Raw genomic sequence first — 19,912 nt, 5'->3', positions numbered from 1 at the left:
AGGCCGCGGGCCGCGGGCCGCGGGCCGCGGGCCGGACGAACGCCGCCCGGCCTGCGGGCGGCACGGACGCCGCGGGTCGGTTTGCCCCCGGGAGCTCGGGCAAGACGGACCCCATGAGAGGCATCGACTCCGCCGTAAGAACCGTGGCCCACGTCCTCGCGGGCATCCTGGTCGTCTGGATCGCCCTGGACCTGCTCGACGCCAACCGGGGAAACACCGTCGTCGGCTGGTTCCACAGCGCCGCCGACTGGCTCGCCGCCTGGTCGATCGGGCTCTTCAGCGTGTCCCAGGACACCTTCCAGGTGCTGCTCGACTACGGCATTCCGGCGATCGTCTACGTGGTGATCGCCAACCTGATCGCCAGCAGGACCGCCGCCCGCGCCTGAACCCGGGGGCCCGGCCGGCGGAACGCCTGTCGGCCTGGTTTCCGTCAGTCCAGGTTCACGGACCTGCGCAGCGGATCGCGCAGGTCCGTACCCTGCGTCAGCCAGCGCTCCTCCAGGGCCTGCGCCCCGTGCACCCGCTTCCACGCCGCCTCGTTCGAGGTCATCGGGAGCAGCGGCAGGAAGCGCACCGGGTCCATGGGCTCGTCGAGCTCCAGGTCCTCGACCAGTCCGCCGGACTCGGCGACCAGGACCGAGCTGAAGGCGGCGCCGGGCCAGAGCGGGTCGCCGACGTCGAGCGAGGCGCCCGCCGCCACGATCACGCCCTCGACCTGCGGGGTCGCGGCGAGCACGGCGAGCGGGCGCAGCACCTTGTCGGTGTCGGCGAGGCCGGCCCGTACGGTCAGGACGAGCTCGGCGCGCGGCCCCTTGACGGGGTCGGCGAGCGCGGCGGTCGGGTCGGCCATCGGCTGTGCGGACATGCCGAGGGTCGCGTATCGCACGAGGTCGCCGTCGATGAAGCGGAGCACCTCGATCCGGTCCGTGCCGAGGAACGTCACCGCGGCCCGCGCGTCCGGTTCTCCGAGCGCCGTCCGCAACCGAGCCTCGACCAGAGCAAGAACTTCTCCCATGGGTTGAGCATAAAGCGCGTATGGAACGGGCAAAGGAAGGGATTGACCCTCAGTCGGCTGATAGTCTTGGCCGCTGGTCGGGAGTCCCGAACTCCCGACTACTCGTCACACGTCATCCCTCACGAGGGACCGGCCGGAGGAGGTGGGGCTGCGATGGACCGAAGTCGATCGGGCAGTACCAGCCGCTCTTCCGCCCCGCACCCGAGCCCGGTGCGTACGTACCTCCGGTGATTCCCGGCCCTTGTCCGTAGGGGCCCGCCTCCCCGGCATCTCGCACGACGGAAGAGCATCTCGCCTTTGCCTGTCTGTAGCGAACGCCGTCACCGCGATCTCTCGGTGCCGCCCGCTTTGTGGACGACGTAGCTCCACGTCCCCATTCCGGGCTGTGCCACGCTCGCCGACGGCCTCTCCGTGAAGGAGCATGCCCATGTCGATGATCCGTGACCTGCGCGCCGCCGTCCGCCCGAGCCTGCGGCACCCCCTGCGCAAGACCCCGACCACGTACACCTCGTACGACCCCACCCGCGACCACACGGCCTCCAGCGCCGTGGTCGACTGCGCCGTCTACCGCGACGGGCGCCGCGTCGACGACCGCGAATGCCTCACCCCGCGCGGCGCCATGAGCCAGGTACGGGAGAGCGGCGGCTTCGCCTGGATCGGCCTGCACGAGCCGACCGAGGCCGAATTCGCCGGTATCGCGGCCGAGTTCGGACTGCACCCGCTCGCCGTCGAGGACGCCGTCCACGCCCACCAGCGGCCCAAGCTGGAGCGGTACGACGACACCCTCTTCACCGTGTTCAAGACGATCCACTACGTCGAGCACGCCGAACTCACCGCGACCAGCGAGGTCGTCGAGACCGGCGAGGTCATGTGCTTCACCGGCCCCGACTTCGTCATCACCGTCCGGCACGGCGGCCAGGGCTCCCTGCGCAACCTCCGGCACCGCCTCCAGGGCGAGCCCGAACTGCTCGCCAAGGGCCCCTCGGCCGTGCTGCACGCCCTCTCCGACCACGTCGTCGACGGCTACATCGCGGTCGCCGACGCGGTCGAACTCGACATCGACCAGCTGGAGATCGACGTCTTCTCGCCGGCCGCAAAGGGTTCGACGCGCGGTACGGACACCGGCCGGATCTACCAGCTGAAGCGCGAGGTGCTGGAGTTCAAGCGGGCCGTCACTCCGCTGCTCCGCCCGATGCAGCTGCTCTCCGAGCGGCCGATGCGGCTCGTCGACCCCGACATCCAGAAGTACTTCCGGGACGTCGCCGACCACCTCGCCCGCGTCCAGGAGCAGGTCGTCGGCTTCGACGAACTCCTCAACTCGATCCTCCAGGCCAACCTGGCGCAGGCGACCGTCGCGCAGAACGAGGACATGCGCAAGATCACCTCCTGGGCGGCGATCGTCGCCGTCCCCACGGCGGTCTGCGGCGTCTACGGCATGAACTTCGACCACATGCCCGAGCTGCACTGGAAGTACGGCTATCCGATGGTGCTGACCGGCATCATCGCGGTCTGCTTCACCATCCACCGCACGCTCAAGCGCAACGGCTGGCTGTAGCGGCTCTGCGGCTAGGCTTCGGGCCATGACTGAAGAGCTGCTCGGGTCCGCCCTCGTCGAGGAGGCCACCAAGAAGTCCGGCCTGGTGTGGGTCCGCGGCACCGGTCCGGCCCGGGCTCTCTGGCACGTCTGGCACGACGGCGCCGCGTTCGTCGTCGGCGACGGCCCCGGCGAGCAGCCGCTGCCCGGCCTGGTGGACGGCGGGACGGCCGAGGTGACGGTCCGCAGCAAGGACAAGGGCGGTCGGCTCGTCGCCTGGACGGCCACCGTGCGCGAGCTCGCCCACGGCTCCGAGGAGTGGGACGCGGCGGTCGCCGAACTGAAGGGCAAGCGGCTCAACGCGCCCGACGGCGAGGCCATGACGGGCCGCTGGGGGCGCGAGTGCCGGGTGCTGCGGCTCGACCCCCGGTCCTCGACCACGGAGCTGCCGGACGGCTCCCTGGCCGCCGTGCCGCTGCCCTCGGGGGCCACGACCCGCGACCCCGTGCCGCACGGCCTGCCGAAACTGCTGCTCAAGCGCCGCAAGCGGCGCTGAGCCCGGGCTCCGGTCAGGGCCCGGGACGACCGCCCGCCGCACCGGACCCGGTCGGGGACGACCACCCCGCCGCACCCGGTCAGGTCCTGGGCAGCTGCTTGCCGTAGTCGAGGGTCTCCTCCTTCGACGGCTCGGTGAGCAGGAAGTCCTTGTTCCACTCGGAGAGCACCACGACGCCCCCTCCCCCGCCCCGCGCGAACTGCAGCGGGTACGGGGAGCCCACCAGGGCCACGTCGAGGGTGCCGCCCTCGCCGTCCGCGCCGCCCTTCACCTTGATCGTCCTGACCCCGCCGATCTGGTCCCGGTCGCCCTTGACCTTCTCGCCGTGCAGGCCGATCAGTCCGCCGAGGAGCGGTCCCATGTCGGTGAAACCGCGCAGCTGCTTGTACGAGGGGTCGCCCTGCGGCACCTTCACGTACATGTCGTCGAGCTTGTCGGCGGCCTCGGCGTCCGCCTTCGACGGTGTGGCGCCGCCCTTGCTGTCGTGGGTCCAGAAGCCCGCGTCGGCCTTCAGATAGAGCGCGTCGCCGACCCGCAGCAGCTCGAAGGTGCTGTTCTTCGTGGTCACCGAGCCGCTGGCGCCGTCCTGCCTGAGGCGCATGTTCAGTTTGAAGGTGCCGCCCTTGCTGACCAGGGTGCCGGAGAGCCGTACCGCCTTCGCCGTGCCCGCGGCGGACCGTGCCTTGCCCTCGATCTCGGGCGCGGAGAGCTTCCCGACCCCGTTCGTCCCCTCGTCCGGGTCGGCCGCGCAGGCGGTCAGTCCCACGGTGAGACCTGCGCAGAGCGCCAGCGGCAGGGCGGCTCTGCGGAGGCGCCCGGCCGGGGTGCGGTGGACCGCCGCCGTGGGGCCCGACGACGGCGTACGGGCCTCGGCGGGCGTACGGGGCGACGGGACACGTGCTGCGGACGGAGTACGCGATGACGGGGTGCGAACGGTCACCTGCGATGCCTCTCGGGATCGTGGGGGGCTGCCGGGCCGCGGCCCGTCCGGGATGGCGGGGCGGCGGCCGTCTGTTCTGCCGGGCGGGAGGGCCGGCGTGCCGGTGGGGACGGCAGACCGCAGCGTACCCGGGCCGTGTGACGGACCCGGCGGCAGCCGTACGGAGGCGCTACCGGGGCAGGGCGGAACGGCACGGGCTAGCCTGAACCCGGCAAAGCTCTGCAATGACTCGAATCGTGCGACACCGAGGAGGCGCGTGGCATGGCGGCAGGCGCCCCCCGGATCTTCGTCTCCCACCTCGCCGGGGTCCCGGTCTTCGACCCCGTCGGCGACCAGGTCGGCCGGGTCAGCGACCTGGTGGCCATGCTGCGGGTCGGCCGGCGTCCGCCGCGGCTGCTCGGCATGGTCGTGGAGGTCCTCAGCCGTCGCCGGGTGTTCGTCCCGATGACCCGGATCACGGGCGTCGAGTCCGGCCAGGTCATCACCACCGGCGTGGTCAACATGCGCCGCTTCGAACGGCGCCCCACCGAGCGGCTCGTCCTCGGCGAACTCCTCGACCGGCGCGTCCGGCTCGTGGGGCCCGGCGGGCAGGAGGGCGAGGAGGTCACCGTCCTCGACGTCGCCATCCAGCAGCTGCCCGCCCGCCGCGACTGGGAGATCGACAAGGTCTTCGTCCGCAAGGGCAAGGGCGGGGTGCTGAGCCGCAAGGGCGAGACGCTGACCGTCGAGTGGTCGGCGGTCACCGGCTTCTCCCTCGAGGAGCACGGGCAGGGCGCCGAGAGCCTGCTCGCCACCTTCGAGAAGCTGCGCCCGGCCGACCTCGCCAACGCACTGCACCACCTCTCCCCCAAGCGGCGCGTCGAGGTGGCCGCGGCGCTCGACGACGACCGGCTCGCCGACGTCCTGGAGGAGCTGCCGGAGGACGACCAGATCGAGATCATCGGCAAGCTGAAGGAGGAACGCGCGGCCGACGTCCTGGAGGCGATGGACCCGGACGACGCGGCCGACCTGCTCTCCGAGCTGCCCGAGGAGGACCAGGAGCGGCTGCTGACCCTGATGCAGCCGGACGACGCGGCCGACGTACGCCGGCTCCTGGCGTACGAGGAGCGCACGGCGGGCGGCCTGATGACGACCGAGCCGATCGTGCTGCGGCCGGACGCGACGGTCGCGGACGCGCTGGCGCGGGTCCGGCAGCAGGACCTGTCCCCGGCGCTCGCCGCGCAGGTGTACGTGTGCCGGCCGCCCGACGAGACGCCGACGGGCAAGTACCTGGGCACGGTGCACTTCCAGCGGCTGCTGCGGGATCCGCCGTTCACGCTGGTCAGCTCGCTCGTGGACAGCGATCTCCCGCCGCTCGGCCCGGACACCCCGCTGCCCGCCGTCACCAGCTATCTCGCCGCGTACAACATGGTCGCGGCGCCCGTGGTGGACGAGAGCGGTTCGCTGCTCGGCGCGGTCACCGTCGACGACGTGCTCGACCATCTGCTGCCGGACGACTGGCGGGAGACCGAGTTCCACGAGGAGGGGACGGGGCATGGCTGAACGCACCCAGGACCGCGAGCGGGAGCGCGAGCGGTCGGGTCCCCGTATCCGGCTCGATCTGCCCCGGGAGCGGCGCGCCCGGCTGCTGCCGGAGTACGACCCCGAGGCGTTCGGCCGGCTCTCGGAGCGGATCGCCCGGTTCCTGGGGACGGGACGGTTCCTCGTCTGGATGACCCTGACGATCATCGTCTGGGTGCTGTGGAACATCTTCGCGCCGGGCTCGCTCAAGTTCGACGAGTACCCCTTCATCTTCCTGACGCTCGCGCTGTCCCTCCAGGCCTCGTACGCGGCGCCGCTGATCCTGCTCGCACAGAACCGCCAGGACGACCGGGACCGGGTCAATCTCGAACAGGACCGGAAGCAGAACGAGCGGTCGATCGCGGACACCGAGTACCTCACCCGGGAGATCGCCGCGCTGCGGATGGGGCTCGGCGAGGTCGCCACCCGCGACTGGATCCGCTCCGAGCTCCAGGACCTGATCAAGGAGCTGGAGGAGCGCCGGGATCTATTCCCGTCGGCCGACACCCACGGAAGTGACGTACCCGACCGTTGACAGGCCTTTCATGGGCCGGTGGTCGGCGCCGTACCATCGTCGGTATGGCTATGGAAGACGCGGTGCTCGAAGCACTGGCGACGGTGAACGACCCCGAGATCAACAAACCGATCACTGAGCTCGGCATGGTCAAGTCGGTGGAGATCGAACCGGACGGCAAGGTCGCCGTCACGGTCTACCTGACCGTCTCCGGCTGCCCGATGCGCGAGACCATCACCCAGCGGGTGACCGACGCCGTCTCCGGCGTCGAGGGCGTCACCGGCGTCGACGTCTCGCTGGACGTGATGAGCGACGAGCAGCGCAAGGAGCTCGCGGCGGCGCTGCGCGGCACGAGCGCCGAGCGCGAGGTGCCGTTCGCGAAGCCGGGCTCGCTGACCCGGGTGTACGCGGTCGCCTCCGGCAAGGGTGGCGTCGGCAAGTCCTCCGTCACCGTGAACCTGGCCGCGGCGATGGCCGCCGACGGTCTCAAGGTCGGTGTCGTCGACGCCGACATCTACGGCCACAGCGTGCCGCGGATGCTGGGCGCGGACGGGCGACCGACCCAGGTCGAGAACATGATCATGCCGCCGTCGGCGAACGGTGTGAAGGTCATCTCCATCGGCATGTTCACCCCGGGCAACGCCCCGGTGGTGTGGCGCGGCCCGATGCTGCACCGCGCGCTCCAGCAGTTCCTCGCGGACGTGTACTGGGGCGACCTGGACGTCCTCCTGCTCGACCTGCCCCCGGGCACCGGCGACATCGCGATCTCGGTCGCGCAGCTCGTCCCGAACGCGGAGATCCTGGTCGTCACCACCCCGCAGCAGGCGGCGGCCGAGGTCGCCGAGCGGGCCGGCTCGATCGCCGTCCAGACCCACCAGAAGATCGTCGGTGTGGTCGAGAACATGGCGGGCCTGCCGTGCCCGCACTGCGACGAGATGGTCGACGTGTTCGGCACGGGCGGCGGCCAGCGGGTCGCGGACGGTCTGACCCAGACCACGGGCGCGACGGTCCCGGTCCTCGGCTCGATCCCGATCGACGTACGGCTCCGTGAGGGCGGCGACGAGGGCAGGCCGGTCGTCCTGTCCGACCCGGACTCCCCGGCGGGCGCGGCCCTCCGGGCGATCGCCGGCAAGCTCGGCGGCCGCCAGCGCGGCCTCTCGGGCATGAGCCTGGGCATCACCCCGCGCAACAAGTTCTAGCCACCCGGGTGTGGGCGGTCGTTCCGCGGGGCGGAGCGGGCGGACGCACCCGGCACCGGCCCTCGGCGGCCGCACAGCGTGAAGGGCGCCCTCGATCGAGGGCGCCCTTCTCGTGTCGTCAGGCGTACGTCTCCAGGTCCTTGATCTGCGAGAAGCCGAGCCCGTAGGCGCTCATCCCCCGCCCGTACGCCCCGAGGTGCACCCCCGCGGCAGACCCGGCCAGCACCCAGCCGAACTCCGACTCGCGGTAGTGGAACGGCATCGGCACCCCGTCCACGGGCAGCGACAGCGTCGACCACTCCGGGCCGTCGAGGTCGTCGGCCAGCTCGAAGGCCGTCTCGGTCTGCTGGTCCAGCCAGTTGTCCCGCATCCCGTGGTCCAGCGAGGCGGGCCAGGTGTGGACGAGCAGCCCGGAACCGGCCAGCCAGGCGGCCGAGGAGACGGTGGTGGCGTCCAGGACGCCCGTGCCGTCGCCGGTCCGTCGTACGGGGCTCGCGGCCACCGTCACGACCACCGCGAACCGCTCCTTCTCCGCGGCGCTCGCGTCGGACTTTATGGACGGCGTGTCACCGTGCCCGGTCGACCCGTGCTGCACACTGCCGTCCGCCGCCGTGCCGACCTGCATCAGCCAGCGCGGCCCGGTGAAGGCCTCGTCGAGGCCGTACCAGGCGAAGGACGCCCGCAGATAGCCCTCGGCGGTCCGCCGGGCCGCGGGTACGCCCTCCACCCGACTCGTGGTCTCCATCTCGGCCGCCTCCTCGTTGCGTCAACAGAGGGAGGATAGCCACCGGGACGCGTCGGGTCGGTGACAGCCCGTCGTCAGGTCGCGTCGGAGTCGTACGGCGGACGCTCCGGAGTGTCCGGCTTGTCCTGCTTCTTCAGCAGGTCCGGGGTGCCGTTGACGGCGGGCACGGCGCCCGGGGAGCCGTTGACGGCGGAGGTCTGCGGCTCGCGGCTGTGGACCGCGTCGGCGACCTCGTTCATCTCCTTCTTGAGGTCGAAGCTGCCGCGCAGCTCCTTGAGCTCCCTGAGGTCCTCGTTCTGCTCCATCTGCTTGCGGAGGAACGTCTTGGGGTTGAGGTCCTCGAACTCGAAGTCCTTGAACTCCGGGCCCAGCTCGCTGCGGATGTCCTCCTTCGCGCTGTCGGAGAAGTCACGGACCTTCCGAATGAAGCGCGAGACGTCCTGGATGACCTTCGGGAGCTTGTCCGGCCCGAAGACGAGCACGGCGAGGACCACGAGCGTCACCAGCTCGAGTGCGCCTATGTCGCTGAACACCTAGTAGCTCCTTCATGCCGGTCAAGGGCCCGGTCCACGGTACCCGCCGAAACTGTCGGACGGGTACCTCCCGGCGTCCGTCACATGGCACTCAGGTGCCCTGCGAGGAACCGAGCGTCAACGTCTTTGTCAGCTCTTTGCCGTTGCGGGTCAGGGTGAGTTCCAGCCGGTCGCCGGGGCGGTGCGCGCGGATCTTCACGATCAGCTCCTCGCCGTTGTGCACCCGCTGGCCGTCGACCTTGGTGATGACGTCGCCGGGCCGGAGACCCGCCTTCGCGGCCGGGCCGCCGGGCGTGACGGAGGCGGTGCCGTCCTTGCCCTTCTCGCCGACGCGGGCGCCGTCGCCGTTGAACTGCATGTCGAGGCTCACACCGATGACCGGGTGGGTGGCCTTGCCGGTGTTGATGAGCTCCTCGGCGACGCGCTTGCCCTGGTTGATGGGTATGGCGAAGCCCAGGCCGATGGAACCGGGCTGGGAGGCGCTGCCGCCCTCGCCGTCGCCGGAGCCGCCGCCGGCCGCGCGGATCGCGCTGTTGATGCCGATGACCCGGCCCTTGGAGTCGAGGAGCGGGCCGCCGGAGTTGCCCGGGTTGATGGGGGCGTCGGTCTGGAGGGCGTCGACATAGCTGATGTCGCTGCCGTCGCCCTTCTCGCCGCCCGCCGTGATCGGGCGCTCCTTGGCGCTGATGATGCCGGAGGTGACCGTGTTGGAGAGGTCGAAGGGCGCGCCGATGGCGACGACGGGATCGCCGACGCGGACGTTGTCGGAGTTGCCGAGCGGCAGCGGCTTGAGGCCGGAGACTCCGGTGACCTGGACGACCGCCAGGTCGTAGCCGGTGTCCTTGCCGACGACCTTGGCGCGGGCGGTCTCACCGCTGGAGAAGGTCACCGTGATGTCCTCGGAGGACTCGGCGCCGTCGACCACGTGGTTGTTGGTGAGGATGTGGCCCTTGGCGTCCAGCACGAAGCCGGTGCCGGTGCCGGACGAACCGCCGCCCTTGACGTGCAGGGTGACGACGCCGGGCAGGGCGCCGGCCGCGATCCCGGCCACGCTGTCCGGGGCGCGGTCGGTGTCCCCGCCCTCCGCCTGCGGCAGTTCGACGGTGGTGAGGCCGCCGTTGCGCTCGACGTACGCGCCGATGCCGCCGCCGATGACACCGGTGACGAGGGCGAAGACGAGCGCTCCCGCGACGGCGAGCCCCTTGCGGGACTTCTTCGCGGGCGCGGGCGGGAGTCCGGCGCCGCCGGCTCCCCAGGGGTCGTACTGCACCCAGGGCGCACCGGCCTGCGGCGGCAGGCCGGCGCCCTGACCGTTCGTCTGGGGGTGGGGCTGTGTCTGGGGGTGGGGCTGGGGGTGCGGCGGTACGGGAGGCACCTGGGCCTGCTGCGGCGGTACGGGCGCCGGGGGGCGCTGTACGGGCGGCGCGGGCGCCCAGGGGCCGGGCTCGCCGTAGGGCGGCGTCCGGTACTCGTCGGGTGCGTGCAGGGGCTGCGGCGCGGGCTGCGCGGCGTGCGTGGTGTCGACCCCGGGGCCTTCGGACACCGGGGCGGGAGGGGCGTCGGCCGGAGGGGCGTCGGCCGGGCGGCCGCCGGTCACCGGGAGGTGCGCCGTCGGAGCCTCGTCCGCCGGGGCGGGAGGCTCGCTCTTGGTCAGCAGCACGGTGGGCTCGGCGGGTGCCGCGGGCGCGTCGGCGGCGGCCTCGTGCCTCGCCGCCCCGTCCGTCGTGTCCACCGGCACCGTCGGGCCCGCCGGATCCGTCAGGTCGCTCGCCTCGGCCCCGGCCGCCGGCTGCGGCGCGGGCAGGGGAAAGTCACCGTCGCCGTCGGCGTCGCCGGACGGAGGCGGCGAGGGTATCCGCGCCGCCTCCGGCGTGCTCGAAGGCCGACTCCACCAGTTCGGCTTTCCGTTGTTCATGCTCTCCCCGCAACCCGCTGGCCCGTCCGCGCCCCTTGGCTCGGGCGCCCCTGTCCCTGGATTCAACCAGGTCGCGGGTCAGCGGTGGGAGCCGAGCGTTGCGGTCGTCGGGCTCGGCGCCGGGCTGGGACCGGGGCCGAGGGCCAGCTGGAGGGCCGGACCCGTCGGTCGTATGAACGGCGAGAGGGCGAGCAGCGACTGCGCGGCCGGGTTCTGGAAGCGCACCGCCACCAGAGGAGCCGCGGCGGAGCGCACCGCGTCCGGCGGGACCGCTCCCGCCGGTACCGTGCCCCGGCCCGCCACCGGCCCGTGCGGCAGCGCCGCCGGAGCCCCGGGAGAGAGCGGAGCCGCCGCGGTCACCTGTGTGCCGTCGAAGGACTGCGCGCCGCGCTCGCCGGAGCGCGTGCCCCGGCCGACCGCCGTGCCGCCGCCGGGACCCGTGGCGGTGGCACGCAGCGGGGTGACCGCCGTGCCGGTGCCCTGGGTGCCGCGCCCGCTCGCGTTCACCGAGGCTTCGAGGGGCAGGGTGCCGCCGAGGGCGATCGCCGCGAACGAGACGGCGCTGGCCGCCGCGAAGGCGAAGCGCCGCCCGCGCCAGGACGTGCCGGAGCCGCGGTCGCCGACGTCGTGGATGCGGAAGCCGGTGCCCGGAGGGTGCGGGGTGACGACGGCGGCCGTGGCGAAGCCGTCGGACTTCACTCCGCTCGCGCCGAGAAGTTCTTCGAGGGGGCCTCTGGGTCCGCCGGGGCCTCCGGGGTCACCGGGGCCCCCGGGTAGTCCCTGGAGCCGGGCGAGGAAACCCTCCGAGGGCGACGGGCCCGCCGCGGACGCGAAGACGCTCTTGAGGGTGCGCTGCGCGTCGGCCTCGGCCTTGCAGCGGGCGCAGGTCGCGAGGTGGGCGAGGACCCGCTCGCGGGCGTCATGGCCGAGTTCGCCGTCGACGAGTGCGGCCAGCCGGTCCCCGAGGTGGTGTTCCGCGGGGGTCGGTGACGAGGGACGAGTGCCGCTCACGCTGTCCCTGCCTCCCATCCGACGGAGGCCAGGGCACGCTCCGCCCGTGCCTCGGGCGAGCGGTGCTTCAGGGCCTTGCGCAGGTGGGAGCGCCCGCGGTGGATCCGGCTGCGGACGGTGCCGAGCTTCACACCGAGGGTCGCGGCGATCTCCTCGTACGACAGTCCTTCGATGTCGCAGAGGACGACCGCGGCGCGGAACTCGGGCGCGAGGGTGTCGAGGGCCTGCTGCACGTCGGCGTCGAAGTGGGTGTCGTTGAACACCTGCTGCGGCGAGGGCTCACGGCTGGGCAGCCGCTCGGCGGCGTCGTCGGCGAGCGCGTCGAAACGGATGCGCTGCTTGCGGCGGACCATGTCGAGGAAGAGATTGGTCGTGATGCGGTGGAGCCAGCCCTCGAAGGTGCCCGGCGTGTACGTCGACAGCGAACGGAAGACGCGGACGAAGACCTCCTGCGTCAGGTCCTCGGCGTCGTGCTGATTGCCCGTGAGGCGGTAGGCGAGGCGGTAGACCCGGCCACTGTGCGTGCTGACGATCTCCTCCCAGGTGGGCGGAGTCCACGCCTGCGATTCCGCATCCGATGCGAAGGTCGCGGTGGTGGGAGCGGAGTCGGTGGAGCGGGAACGGTCAGCTGTGTCGGTCACGGATTTCGGCTCACCCGCCGACCTGAGAAGACGCCGAAGCACTCCTCCCCGATCCCCAGGCGCAGCCGCACCTCCCCTGTCGGCTCTGGTGGTGTCCAGTGGAGCCCCTACCATAGCCACCTCGCCCGTTAGCTCCGGATAAGAATCTTTACGCGAATTTGGAACCGGGTGCCCCGGCTTCCTCCTGCCGCGTCCTTCCCCTGGTGAACGCCCGGTCCCATCTGCGGGTTCCCGCTGACAGCGGATACAGTCACCGTTGCGTCAACTACGGGGACAGGAGAGGGCCATTACCGCCAACCGGCAGACGAGCTGGTCGTTCGCCGACGCCTTTGTCGCCGAGGACGACGCTCTGCGCTGGGCCCGGGAGCGGGCCCGGGAGGCAGGGCTGCCCTCGGTGTCCCCGGGCACCGGTGGTGCGCTGCGCCTGCTCGCGGCCACGGCGGACGCGAAGGCGGTGGCGGAGATCGGCACCGGCACGGGCGTGTCGGGCATCTATCTGCTGCTCGGGATGCGGCCGGACGGCGTCCTGACGACGGTGGACCTCCAGCCGGAGCGGCAGCAGCTCGCCAAGACGGCGTTCCGCGCGGCGGGCTTCGCGGGCAACCGGGCGCGGTTCATCCCCGGCCGGGCCCTGGACGTGCTGCCGCGGCTCGCGGACGGCGGATACGACCTCGTGTTCTGCGACGGCGACCGGCTCGAGTACCTGGACTACCTCGCTGAATCGTTGCGCCTGCTGCGACCGGGGGGTCTCGTCTGCTTCGAGGGCGTCTTCGCGGACGGCCGCACGGTCGACTCGGCGGCCCAGCCGCCCGAGGTCCAGCGCGTCCGTGAACTGCTGCGCACGGTGCGGGAGAGCCAGGAGCTCATCCCCTCCCTGCTTCCGGTCGGCGACGGCCTGCTCTGCGCGGTACGCCGGGGCTGAACGCCTCCCCCGCGCGGTACGCCGGGGCCGAAGCACCGCTCTCCCGGCCCGGTACGCCGGGGCCGGAACACGGCCCTTCCTCCCGTACCCCCCTTGTACACACCACTGCCCCGGCACGGGCAAGCCGTGCCGGGGCAGTGGTCAGGATGCGAGGGAAGGGGTCAGCCGACGACCTTCTTCAGGGCATCGCCCAGCGCCTCGGCCTCGTCCGGGGTCAGCTCGACGACAAGCCGACCGCCGCCTTCGAGCGGAACGCGCATGACGATGCCCCGCCCCTCCTTGGTCACCTCGAGCGGGCCGTCACCCGTCCGCGGCTTCATGGCCGCCATGCTTGTTCCCCTTCCTGAAACCAGCTCTTTGTCAGCCGGGCAGCTCCATGATGTGGAGCACGCGTCACCGGCTTCGAACACATTGCTTCCAGGTCATTATCCCGCATGGCAGGACCCGATGACCAACATCGAATGGCATCGCTTGCGCAACGCGCTCTCTCAAAACCCCACATTTCGGCGATCGGCCTGCGATACTTCGCCGCTCGGCGTCCGGCCGGACCCCTTCAATCTTTGACGCAGCTCACATGGGCGGGGCGGGTGATGTCCGCCATGCTGTGCTGGTCAACCACGCAAAGAGGCGAAGGGAACCCCATGGCCGACACGGTGCTGTACGAGGTGAGCGACGGACTCGCCACCATTACGCTCAACCGCCCCGAGGCCATGAACGCCATGAACGTGGCGACCAAGGTCGCCCTCCGGGACGCCGCCGAGACGGCCTCCGCGGACCCCGCCGTACGGGCGGTGCTGCTCACCGCGGCCGGCGAGCGGGCGTTCTGCGTCGGTCAGGACCTCAAGGAGCACGTGGGGCTGCTCATGGCGGACCACGAGAACGGCACCCGCGAGACCATGAACACGGTCCGGGACCACTACAACCCGATCACCAAGGCGCTCGCGGGGATGCGCAAGCCCGTGGTGGCCGGCGTGAACGGTGTCGCTGCGGGCGCCGGATTCGGCTTCGCGCTCGCGGCGGACTACCGGGTGGTCGCGGACACGGCCTCGTTCAACACCTCGTTCGCCGGGGTCGCGCTGACCGCCGACTCGGGCGTGTCCTGGACGCTGCCCCGGCTGATCGGCGCGAGCCGGGCGTCCGACCTGCTGCTCTTCCCGCGCTCGATCGGCGCCCAGGAGGCGTACGAGCTCGGCATCGCGAACCGTCTGGTCCCGGCCGCCGACCTCGCCGCCGAGGCCGAGAAGGTGGCCCGCACCCTCGCGGAGGGCCCGACGGTGGCGTACGCGGCCCTGAAGGAGTCCCTCGCCTACGGGGCGGACCACTCGCTCGCCGAGGCCCTCGACAAGGAGGAGGAACTCCAGAGCCTGGCGGGCTCCTCCGAGGACCACACGATCGCGGTCCGCGCCTTCATCGCCAAGGAGAAGCCGAAGTACCTGGGCCGCTGACGCACCCGGGCCGGGGGCCGGAACGTAACCCGCTCGTACGGGTGGTGGGCGTGTCTATAGGATCCGCTCACCATTCGTACGCACATACCTGGGGGGTTCCGTGCGTTCCGCTCCACCCGCGCGTCTTCTTCGCGGCGCGCTCACGGCGGTTCTGGCCCTCGGCCTTTCCGCCACCGTCCTGGCGCAGCCGTCCGTGGCCGCCGACGGCTGGGACCGCTGTCCCGACAACGCCGTGTGCGGCTTCAGCCAGCCCGAGTACCAGGGCGACATGATCGTGATCCGGAAGCCGATGCTGTCGCTCGGCTCCTGGGACAACCGCATCCGGTCGTACGTCGTCAAGCTGTCCGGATACAGCAGCGCGGTCTGCCTTCACCCCAAGCCGGGACTCGACCCGGAGGGCGCGACCCACTCCTACTTCTCGGAGTCCCTGGACGAGAGCTCCCACCCCGAGCTGGACCGGGCCGTCAGCTCCGTGGACGTCGGCCCCGACGCCGACGACTTCTGCGGCAGCGAGAGCCGTTACCCGATGCTCTGGGACGTGGTGAAGAAGCGTCCCACCACGCTGCCCGCGGCCGGCGCGTTCGGCGACATGGACCGTGACGGCTACGCCGACGTCCTCAGCCGCAACATGGTCGGCCAGCTCTGGACGTCCCACGCCTACACCAGCCCCGGCCGGACCGTGCTCGTCGGCGGCGGCTGGGACACCATGACCAAGCTGACCCGCCACGGGGACTTCGACGGCGACCTGAACGAGGACGTCCTCGCCCGCGACAAGGCCGGCGTCCTCTGGCTCTACCCCGGCAACGGCAAGGGCTGGTTCAAGCCCCGCGTCAAGATCGGCGGCGGCTGGAACACCATGCGGGACCTGGCCGCGGCCGGCGACCTCACCGGCGACGGCAAGGCCGATCTGCTCGCCTCCGACGGCGCGGGCGTCCTGTGGACGTACCCGGGCAACGGCAAGGGCTGGTTCGGCGCCCGCAAGCAGGTCGGTGGCGGCTGGAAGTCGATCAACGAGCTGGTCGGCGCCGGGGACATGAACTCCGACAAGAAGGCCGACCTGGTCGCCCGCGACACGGCGGGCAAGCTCTGGCTCTACCCGGGCAACGGCAGGGGCTGGTTCGGCGCCCGCAAGCTCATCGGCACCGGCGGCTGGAACGGCCACAAGGAGCTCGCGGGCCTCGGCGACGTGACCGGCGACGGCCGCCCCGACCTGGTCGCCCACGCCTGGGGCAGCTACGTCGGAGAGGGCCACTACCTTCTCCGCGTCTACCCCGGCACCGCCGACGGGCGCCTCCAGGCGCCTCGCGACCTCGCCCAGGTCCGCTCCACGCACTTCGTCTTCTGACCCACTTCACGAACGGATTCCCACTCGATGATCCGCACCGTCCGGGGCCGCCGCGCCCTGGCCGCGGCCGTGACCACGGCGGCCTCCCTGGCGACGCTGATGACCGCCGCTCCCCCCGCCGCCGCGGGCGAGGAGCGCTGCCCCTCGGGCCGGCTCTGCGTCTTCCAGTACCACGACTTCAAGGGCGAGATGAAGATCATCACGTCCTCCCAGAGCTCCCTCGGGGCGTGGGACAACACGATCTCCTCGCTGGTCAACAACTCGGGCCTGCACGCCCTCTTCAACGTCGACCCCAACTTCGCCGGCAACGACTCCCTCGTGGTCGACCCGTACAACCGCGGGAGCAGCCTCGACGGCTCGGTGATGGGCCAGCTCGACAACAGGCTGAGCTCGGTCCGCGTGGCCACCACCCACTGGGAGGCGAACCGCGGCATCCCGTACATGGACTGGTGGCCGCAGGAGAAGCGCCCCACCGGCCTCCCCGCCGCCGCGCAGTTCGGCGACCTGAACAACGACTCCCGGCCCGACCTCCTGGAGCGGGCCGACGACGGGCGGCTGTGGTACCTGCACGGCTACAGCTCCCGCTGGGACGTCGCGCCCAAGGCCGTACTGATCGGCGGCGGCTGGAACGCCATGACGCAGATCGTCCGGCACGGCGACTACGACGGCGACCGCAACGAGGACGTCTTCGCGCGTGACAGGGCCGGTGTCCTCTGGCTCTACCCGGGCAACGGCAAGGGCTGGTTCAAGCCGCGCGTCAAGATCGGCGGCGGCTGGAACTCCATGAAGGAGCTCAAGGCGGTCGGTGACATCACCGGTGACGGCCGCCGCGACCTGGTCGCGCGCGACACCGCGGGCGTGCTCTGGACCTACCCGGGCAACGGCAAGGGCTGGTTCGGCGCCCGCAAGAAGGTCGGCGGCGGCTGGAACACCATGAACCGGCTCGTGGCGCCCGGTGACATGAACGGCGACGGCAGGTCCGACCTCGTCGCGCGGGACGGCTCGCGCGGACTCTGGCTCTACCCGGGCAACGGCCGCGGCGCCTTCGGCGCCCGCACCAAGCTGCCGTACGCCTGGCCGTCGGACGCGCCCGTCCTCTCCGTCGGCGACGTGACCGGCGACGGCAACTCGGACGTGATGCGGCCGATCGACTGGAACCAGCTGTACGTCTACGCCGGAAACGGCCGCGGCGGCCTCGGCGGCCCGCAGGCCGACATGGGCTGGGACACCGCCGACCGGGTGCACGTCTTCTAGACCGGCCGGCAGTTCTTCGGGATCAGTGGTCCGGGGCCGCTCCGCCGCCCCGGGCCACACACCCCTCCACGTGGTCGTCGACCAGACCGCACGCCTGCATCAGGGCGTAGGCCGTGGTCGGGCCGATGAACCGGAGGCCCCGCTTCTTGAGGGCCTTCGAGAGGGCCGTGGACGCGTCCGTGACCGCCGGAACGTCCGCGACCGTACGCGGGACCGGCCGGTCCGCCGGATCGGGGGCGTACGACCAGATCAGGGTGTCGAGTTCACCCGGGGACCAGCCCGCGAGCAGTTTCGCGTTGGCGAGGGTCGCGTCGATCTTGGCCCGGTTGCGGATGATGCCCTCGTCGAGGAGGAGCCGCTCGCGGTCCTCGTCGCCGAAGGCCGCCACGTCGGCGATCCGGAAGCCCTGGAAGGCGGTCCGGAAGGTCTCGCGGCGGCGCAGGATCGTGATCCACGACAGGCCCGACTGGAAGGCCTCCAGGCAGAGCCGCTCGAAGAGCTCGTCGTCGCCGTGGACCGGGCGGCCCCACTCCTCGTCGTGGTACGCCACGTAGTCCTCGGTCGAAAGGCCCCAGGGGCAGCGCAGCAGCCCGTCCGGTCCCGGGACCGCCCCGCCGGGGCTCATGCCCGGCCACCCTCTCCGTCGCCGTCCGCGGCCGCCCCCGCGAGGGCCTCCTCCAGCTCGGCGATCCGGGCGTCCCGCTCGGCGAGTTCGGCGCCGAGGCGGACCAGGACGTCGTCCACGTCCGCCATGCGGTAGCCGCGGACCCCGACGGGGAGGCGGAGCGCCTCGACGTCGGCGCGGTCGACCGGCCGGGCCTCCGGAAGGGGGTCGACGAGCTGCTCGGGCGCCACGTCGGGCAACACCTCGCTGTCGCCGCCGCCGACCACGGCCAGGGTCACCGCGGCCACGACCACGACCATCGTGATGAGCAGAAACCAGAACACCTGCGCGCCTCTCCCCGGAGTGGAAATCGTCCCGTGCCGATCGTGCCATGCGCCACCGACAGCTAGGGTCGCAGGCGAACGGACACGAGGGAGGACAAAAGGGATGCTGCGCTTGGGACGGCGTGAATTCGGGCCGCACGAGCCGGTGATCATGGCGATCGTGAACCGGACGCCGGACTCCTTCTACGACCAGGGCGCCACCTTCCGGGACGAGCCGGCGCTCGCCCGGGTCGAGCAGGCCGTGGCCGAAGGGGCGGCGATCATCGACATCGGCGGGGTGAAGGCGGGCCCCGGCGAGGAGGTGACGGCCGAGGAGGAGGCGCGGCGCACGGTCGGCTTCGTCGCGGAGGTCCGCAGACGCCATCCCGATGTGGTCATCAGCGTGGACACCTGGCGGGCGGACGTCGGCGAGGCCGTCTGCGAGGCCGGGGCTGACGTCCTGAACGACGCCTGGGGCGGGGTCGACCCGGGGCTCGCCGAGGTCGCCGCGAAGTACGGCGCGGGGCTGGTGTGCACGCACGCGGGCGGCGCCGAGCCGCGGACGCGGCCGCACCGGGTCGCGTACGAGGACGTGATGGCCGACATCCTGCGGGTCACCGTGGGGCTCGCCGAGCGGGCGGCCTCGCTGGGGGTCCGCCGCGACGCCATCATGATCGACCCGGGCCACGACTTCGGGAAGAACACCCGGCACAGCCTGGAGGCGACGCGGCGGCTCGGGGAGATGGCGGAGACGGGGTGGCCGGTGCTGGTGTCCCTGTCCAACAAGGACTTCGTCGGGGAGACGCTGGACCGGCCGGTGAAGGAACGGGTCCTCGGGACCCTGGCGACGACCGCCGTGTCCGCCTGGCTGGGAGCGCGGGTGTACCGGGTGCACGAGGTCGCCGAGACCCGGCAGGTGCTGGACATGGTGGCGTCCATCGCGGGTCACCGGGCGCCGGCCGTGGCACGGCGCGGGCTGGCGTAGTCCCGCGGAAGACGGAACGAACCGGCACAGGCCGGGCGGAACGGGGCGGGGGCGACGGATGACCGTCGCCCCCGCCCCGTGGGCCGCTACTTGCCCGTCTCCTTCGTCACCAGCGCGACCGCCTCGTCCACGTCGTCCGTGACGTGGAAGAGGAGCAGGTCGCGCTCCGAGGCCTTGCCGCCCGCGACGACCGAGTCGCGGAGCCAGTCGACGAGGCCCTTCCAGTACTCCGTGCCGAAGAGGACGATCGGGAAGCGGGTGACCTTCCGGGTCTGGACCAGGGTCAGCGCCTCGAAGAGCTCGTCGAGGGTGCCGAGGCCGCCGGGCAGGACGACGAAGCCCTGCGCGTACTTCACGAACATCGTCTTGCGGACGAAGAAGTAGCGGAAGTTCACGCCGATGTCGACGTGCGGGTTGAGTCCCTGCTCGAAGGGGAGCTCGATGCCGAGGCCGACCGAGACGCCCTTGGCCTCCCTGGCCCCCTTGTTGGCCGCCTCCATGGCGCCGGGGCCGCCGCCCGTGATGACCGCGAAGCCGGCCTCGACGAGCGCCCGGCCGATCCGTACGCCCGCCTCGTACTCGGGCGAGTCCGGCTTCGTGCGGGCCGAGCCGAAGACGCTGATCGCGCTCGGCAGTTCGGCGAGGGCGCCGAAGCCCTCGACGAACTCGGACTGGATGCGCATGACCCGCCAGGGGTCGGTGTGCACCCACTCCGAGTCACCCTCGGTGTCGAGCAGCCGCTGGTCCGTGGTGCCCGGCTGGACCTGATCCCGCCGCCTGAGCACCGGACCGAGTCGCTGCTCCTCGGGCTTCGCCATTCCCTCGGGAATGCCCATGGCCTGCTCCCTCCGCCGATCGGCGGCCCGTTGTC

Annotated in this window: 22 protein-coding genes; 11 read left to right on the top strand and 11 right to left on the bottom strand. The window is 71.9% G+C overall.

Translation table 11 applies throughout. The features are described from left to right. Window positions 1-143: 143 nt before the first annotated feature. Window positions 144-386, top strand: coding sequence for a hypothetical protein (locus IE311_RS34335; protein ID WP_229902349.1), 243 nt, complete (start codon window positions 144-146; stop codon window positions 384-386). Window positions 387-430: 44 nt separating this feature from the next. Here IE311_RS34335 and IE311_RS34330 read toward each other — a convergent pair whose 3' ends face one another. After that, window positions 431-1,015 carry a suppressor of fused domain protein gene (locus tag IE311_RS34330; RefSeq protein ID WP_030320716.1) on the bottom strand — a complete coding sequence of 195 codons (585 nt, stop codon included), beginning with the start codon at window positions 1,013-1,015 and terminating at the stop codon, window positions 431-433. A gap of 427 nt (window positions 1,016-1,442) precedes the next feature. Here IE311_RS34330 and IE311_RS34325 point away from each other — a divergent pair, with 427 nt between their 5' ends. Then, on the top strand, window positions 1,443-2,570 hold the full coding sequence (locus IE311_RS34325) for a magnesium and cobalt transport protein CorA (protein WP_189835799.1): 1,128 nt from the start codon (window positions 1,443-1,445) through the stop codon (window positions 2,568-2,570). 25 nt (window positions 2,571-2,595) lie between these two features. Further along, window positions 2,596-3,105 carry a hypothetical protein gene (locus IE311_RS34320; protein WP_189835798.1) on the top strand — a complete coding sequence of 170 codons (510 nt, stop codon included), beginning with the start codon at window positions 2,596-2,598 and terminating at the stop codon, window positions 3,103-3,105. Between the two features lie 79 nt (window positions 3,106-3,184). Here IE311_RS34320 and IE311_RS34315 read toward each other — a convergent pair whose 3' ends face one another. Beyond that, entirely contained in the window at window positions 3,185-3,871 is a 687-nt protein-coding gene (locus tag IE311_RS34315; protein ID WP_229902348.1) for a hypothetical protein, read from the bottom strand. Window positions 3,872-4,306: 435 nt separating this feature from the next. Here IE311_RS34315 and IE311_RS34310 point away from each other — a divergent pair, with 435 nt between their 5' ends. The 3 genes from IE311_RS34310 to IE311_RS34300 are packed head-to-tail and all read left to right on the top strand — an operon-like array spanning window position 4,307 to window position 7,318. Further along, a complete protein-coding gene (locus IE311_RS34310) occupies window positions 4,307-5,587 on the top strand; it encodes a magnesium transporter MgtE N-terminal domain-containing protein (protein WP_189835797.1) in 1,281 nt (426 codons plus the stop codon). Next, a complete protein-coding gene (locus IE311_RS34305; protein ID WP_189835796.1) occupies window positions 5,580-6,140 on the top strand; it encodes a DUF1003 domain-containing protein in 561 nt (186 codons plus the stop codon). The genes IE311_RS34310 and IE311_RS34305 overlap by 8 nt, the downstream gene beginning before the upstream one ends. Before the next feature lie 44 nt (window positions 6,141-6,184). Then, on the top strand, window positions 6,185-7,318 hold the full coding sequence (locus IE311_RS34300; protein WP_189835795.1) for an Mrp/NBP35 family ATP-binding protein: 1,134 nt from the start codon (window positions 6,185-6,187) through the stop codon (window positions 7,316-7,318). A gap of 118 nt (window positions 7,319-7,436) precedes the next feature. On the opposite strand, the gene IE311_RS34295 is transcribed toward IE311_RS34300, so the two are convergent. From IE311_RS34295 to sigE, 5 genes are all read right to left on the bottom strand, one after another. Next, window positions 7,437-8,063 carry a hypothetical protein gene (locus IE311_RS34295; RefSeq protein ID WP_189835794.1) on the bottom strand — a complete coding sequence of 209 codons (627 nt, stop codon included), beginning with the start codon at window positions 8,061-8,063 and terminating at the stop codon, window positions 7,437-7,439. Window positions 8,064-8,137: 74 nt separating this feature from the next. Further along, window positions 8,138-8,596, bottom strand: coding sequence for a sec-independent translocase (locus IE311_RS34290; protein ID WP_189835793.1), 459 nt, complete (start codon window positions 8,594-8,596; stop codon window positions 8,138-8,140). Between the two features lie 91 nt (window positions 8,597-8,687). Then, window positions 8,688-10,511, bottom strand: coding sequence for a S1C family serine protease (locus tag IE311_RS34285; protein ID WP_229902347.1), 1,824 nt, complete (start codon window positions 10,509-10,511; stop codon window positions 8,688-8,690). Window positions 10,512-10,589: 78 nt separating this feature from the next. Then, window positions 10,590-11,522, bottom strand: coding sequence for an anti-sigma factor family protein (locus IE311_RS34280; protein ID WP_189835791.1), 933 nt, complete (start codon window positions 11,520-11,522; stop codon window positions 10,590-10,592). Beyond that, window positions 11,519-12,277: an RNA polymerase sigma factor SigE gene (sigE, locus tag IE311_RS34275; protein WP_189835790.1), complete on the bottom strand. Its 759-nt coding sequence runs from the start codon at window positions 12,275-12,277 to the stop codon at window positions 11,519-11,521. Before sigE ends, IE311_RS34280 begins: the two co-directional genes overlap by 4 nt. 142 nt (window positions 12,278-12,419) lie before the next feature. Here sigE and IE311_RS34270 point away from each other — a divergent pair, with 142 nt between their 5' ends. Further along, window positions 12,420-13,085 carry an O-methyltransferase gene (locus IE311_RS34270; RefSeq protein ID WP_189835789.1) on the top strand — a complete coding sequence of 222 codons (666 nt, stop codon included), beginning with the start codon at window positions 12,420-12,422 and terminating at the stop codon, window positions 13,083-13,085. A 161-nt stretch (window positions 13,086-13,246) separates the two neighbouring features. Here the strand turns inward: IE311_RS34270 and IE311_RS34265 are convergent, their stop codons facing one another. Next, window positions 13,247-13,414: a DUF3117 domain-containing protein gene (locus IE311_RS34265; RefSeq protein ID WP_009997451.1), complete on the bottom strand. Its 168-nt coding sequence runs from the start codon at window positions 13,412-13,414 to the stop codon at window positions 13,247-13,249. Window positions 13,415-13,726: 312 nt separating this feature from the next. Here IE311_RS34265 and chcB point away from each other — a divergent pair, with 312 nt between their 5' ends. The 3 genes from chcB (at window position 13,727) to IE311_RS34250 (ending at window position 17,129) form a co-directional block, all read left to right on the top strand. After that, window positions 13,727-14,530 (top strand): 2-cyclohexenylcarbonyl CoA isomerase, encoded by an 804-nt coding sequence (gene chcB / locus IE311_RS34260; protein ID WP_189835788.1) that lies wholly within the window; start codon window positions 13,727-13,729, stop codon window positions 14,528-14,530. 100 nt (window positions 14,531-14,630) lie between these two features. Next, entirely contained in the window at window positions 14,631-15,875 is a 1,245-nt protein-coding gene (locus IE311_RS34255) for an FG-GAP-like repeat-containing protein (protein ID WP_189835787.1), read from the top strand. A gap of 27 nt (window positions 15,876-15,902) precedes the next feature. Continuing rightward, window positions 15,903-17,129 (top strand): FG-GAP-like repeat-containing protein, encoded by a 1,227-nt coding sequence (locus tag IE311_RS34250; RefSeq protein WP_189835786.1) that lies wholly within the window; start codon window positions 15,903-15,905, stop codon window positions 17,127-17,129. A 22-nt stretch (window positions 17,130-17,151) separates the two neighbouring features. Here the strand turns inward: IE311_RS34250 and IE311_RS34245 are convergent, their stop codons facing one another. Then, complete coding sequence (locus IE311_RS34245; protein WP_189835785.1) at window positions 17,152-17,754, bottom strand: DNA-3-methyladenine glycosylase I; 603 nt, start codon at window positions 17,752-17,754, stop codon at window positions 17,152-17,154. Further along, window positions 17,751-18,077, bottom strand: a complete 327-nt coding sequence (locus IE311_RS34240) for a hypothetical protein (protein ID WP_189835784.1) — start codon at window positions 18,075-18,077, stop codon at window positions 17,751-17,753. The genes IE311_RS34245 and IE311_RS34240 overlap by 4 nt, the downstream gene beginning before the upstream one ends. A 103-nt stretch (window positions 18,078-18,180) precedes the next feature. Between IE311_RS34240 and folP the strand changes: the two genes are divergently transcribed. Beyond that, window positions 18,181-19,041 carry a dihydropteroate synthase gene (gene folP, locus IE311_RS34235; protein ID WP_189835783.1) on the top strand — a complete coding sequence of 287 codons (861 nt, stop codon included), beginning with the start codon at window positions 18,181-18,183 and terminating at the stop codon, window positions 19,039-19,041. Window positions 19,042-19,127: 86 nt separating this feature from the next. Here the strand turns inward: folP and IE311_RS34230 are convergent, their stop codons facing one another. Continuing rightward, window positions 19,128-19,877 carry an LOG family protein gene (locus IE311_RS34230; protein ID WP_189835782.1) on the bottom strand — a complete coding sequence of 250 codons (750 nt, stop codon included), beginning with the start codon at window positions 19,875-19,877 and terminating at the stop codon, window positions 19,128-19,130. Window positions 19,878-19,912 lie beyond the last annotated feature (35 nt).

It is taken from the genome of Streptomyces zaomyceticus, from assembly GCF_014656215.1.
In the GTDB taxonomy this organism is placed as follows: domain Bacteria; phylum Actinomycetota; class Actinomycetes; order Streptomycetales; family Streptomycetaceae; genus Streptomyces; species Streptomyces zaomyceticus.
The sequence above is the reverse complement of the archived record's forward strand: the minus strand, read 5'-3'. Positions and strand labels throughout refer to the sequence as shown.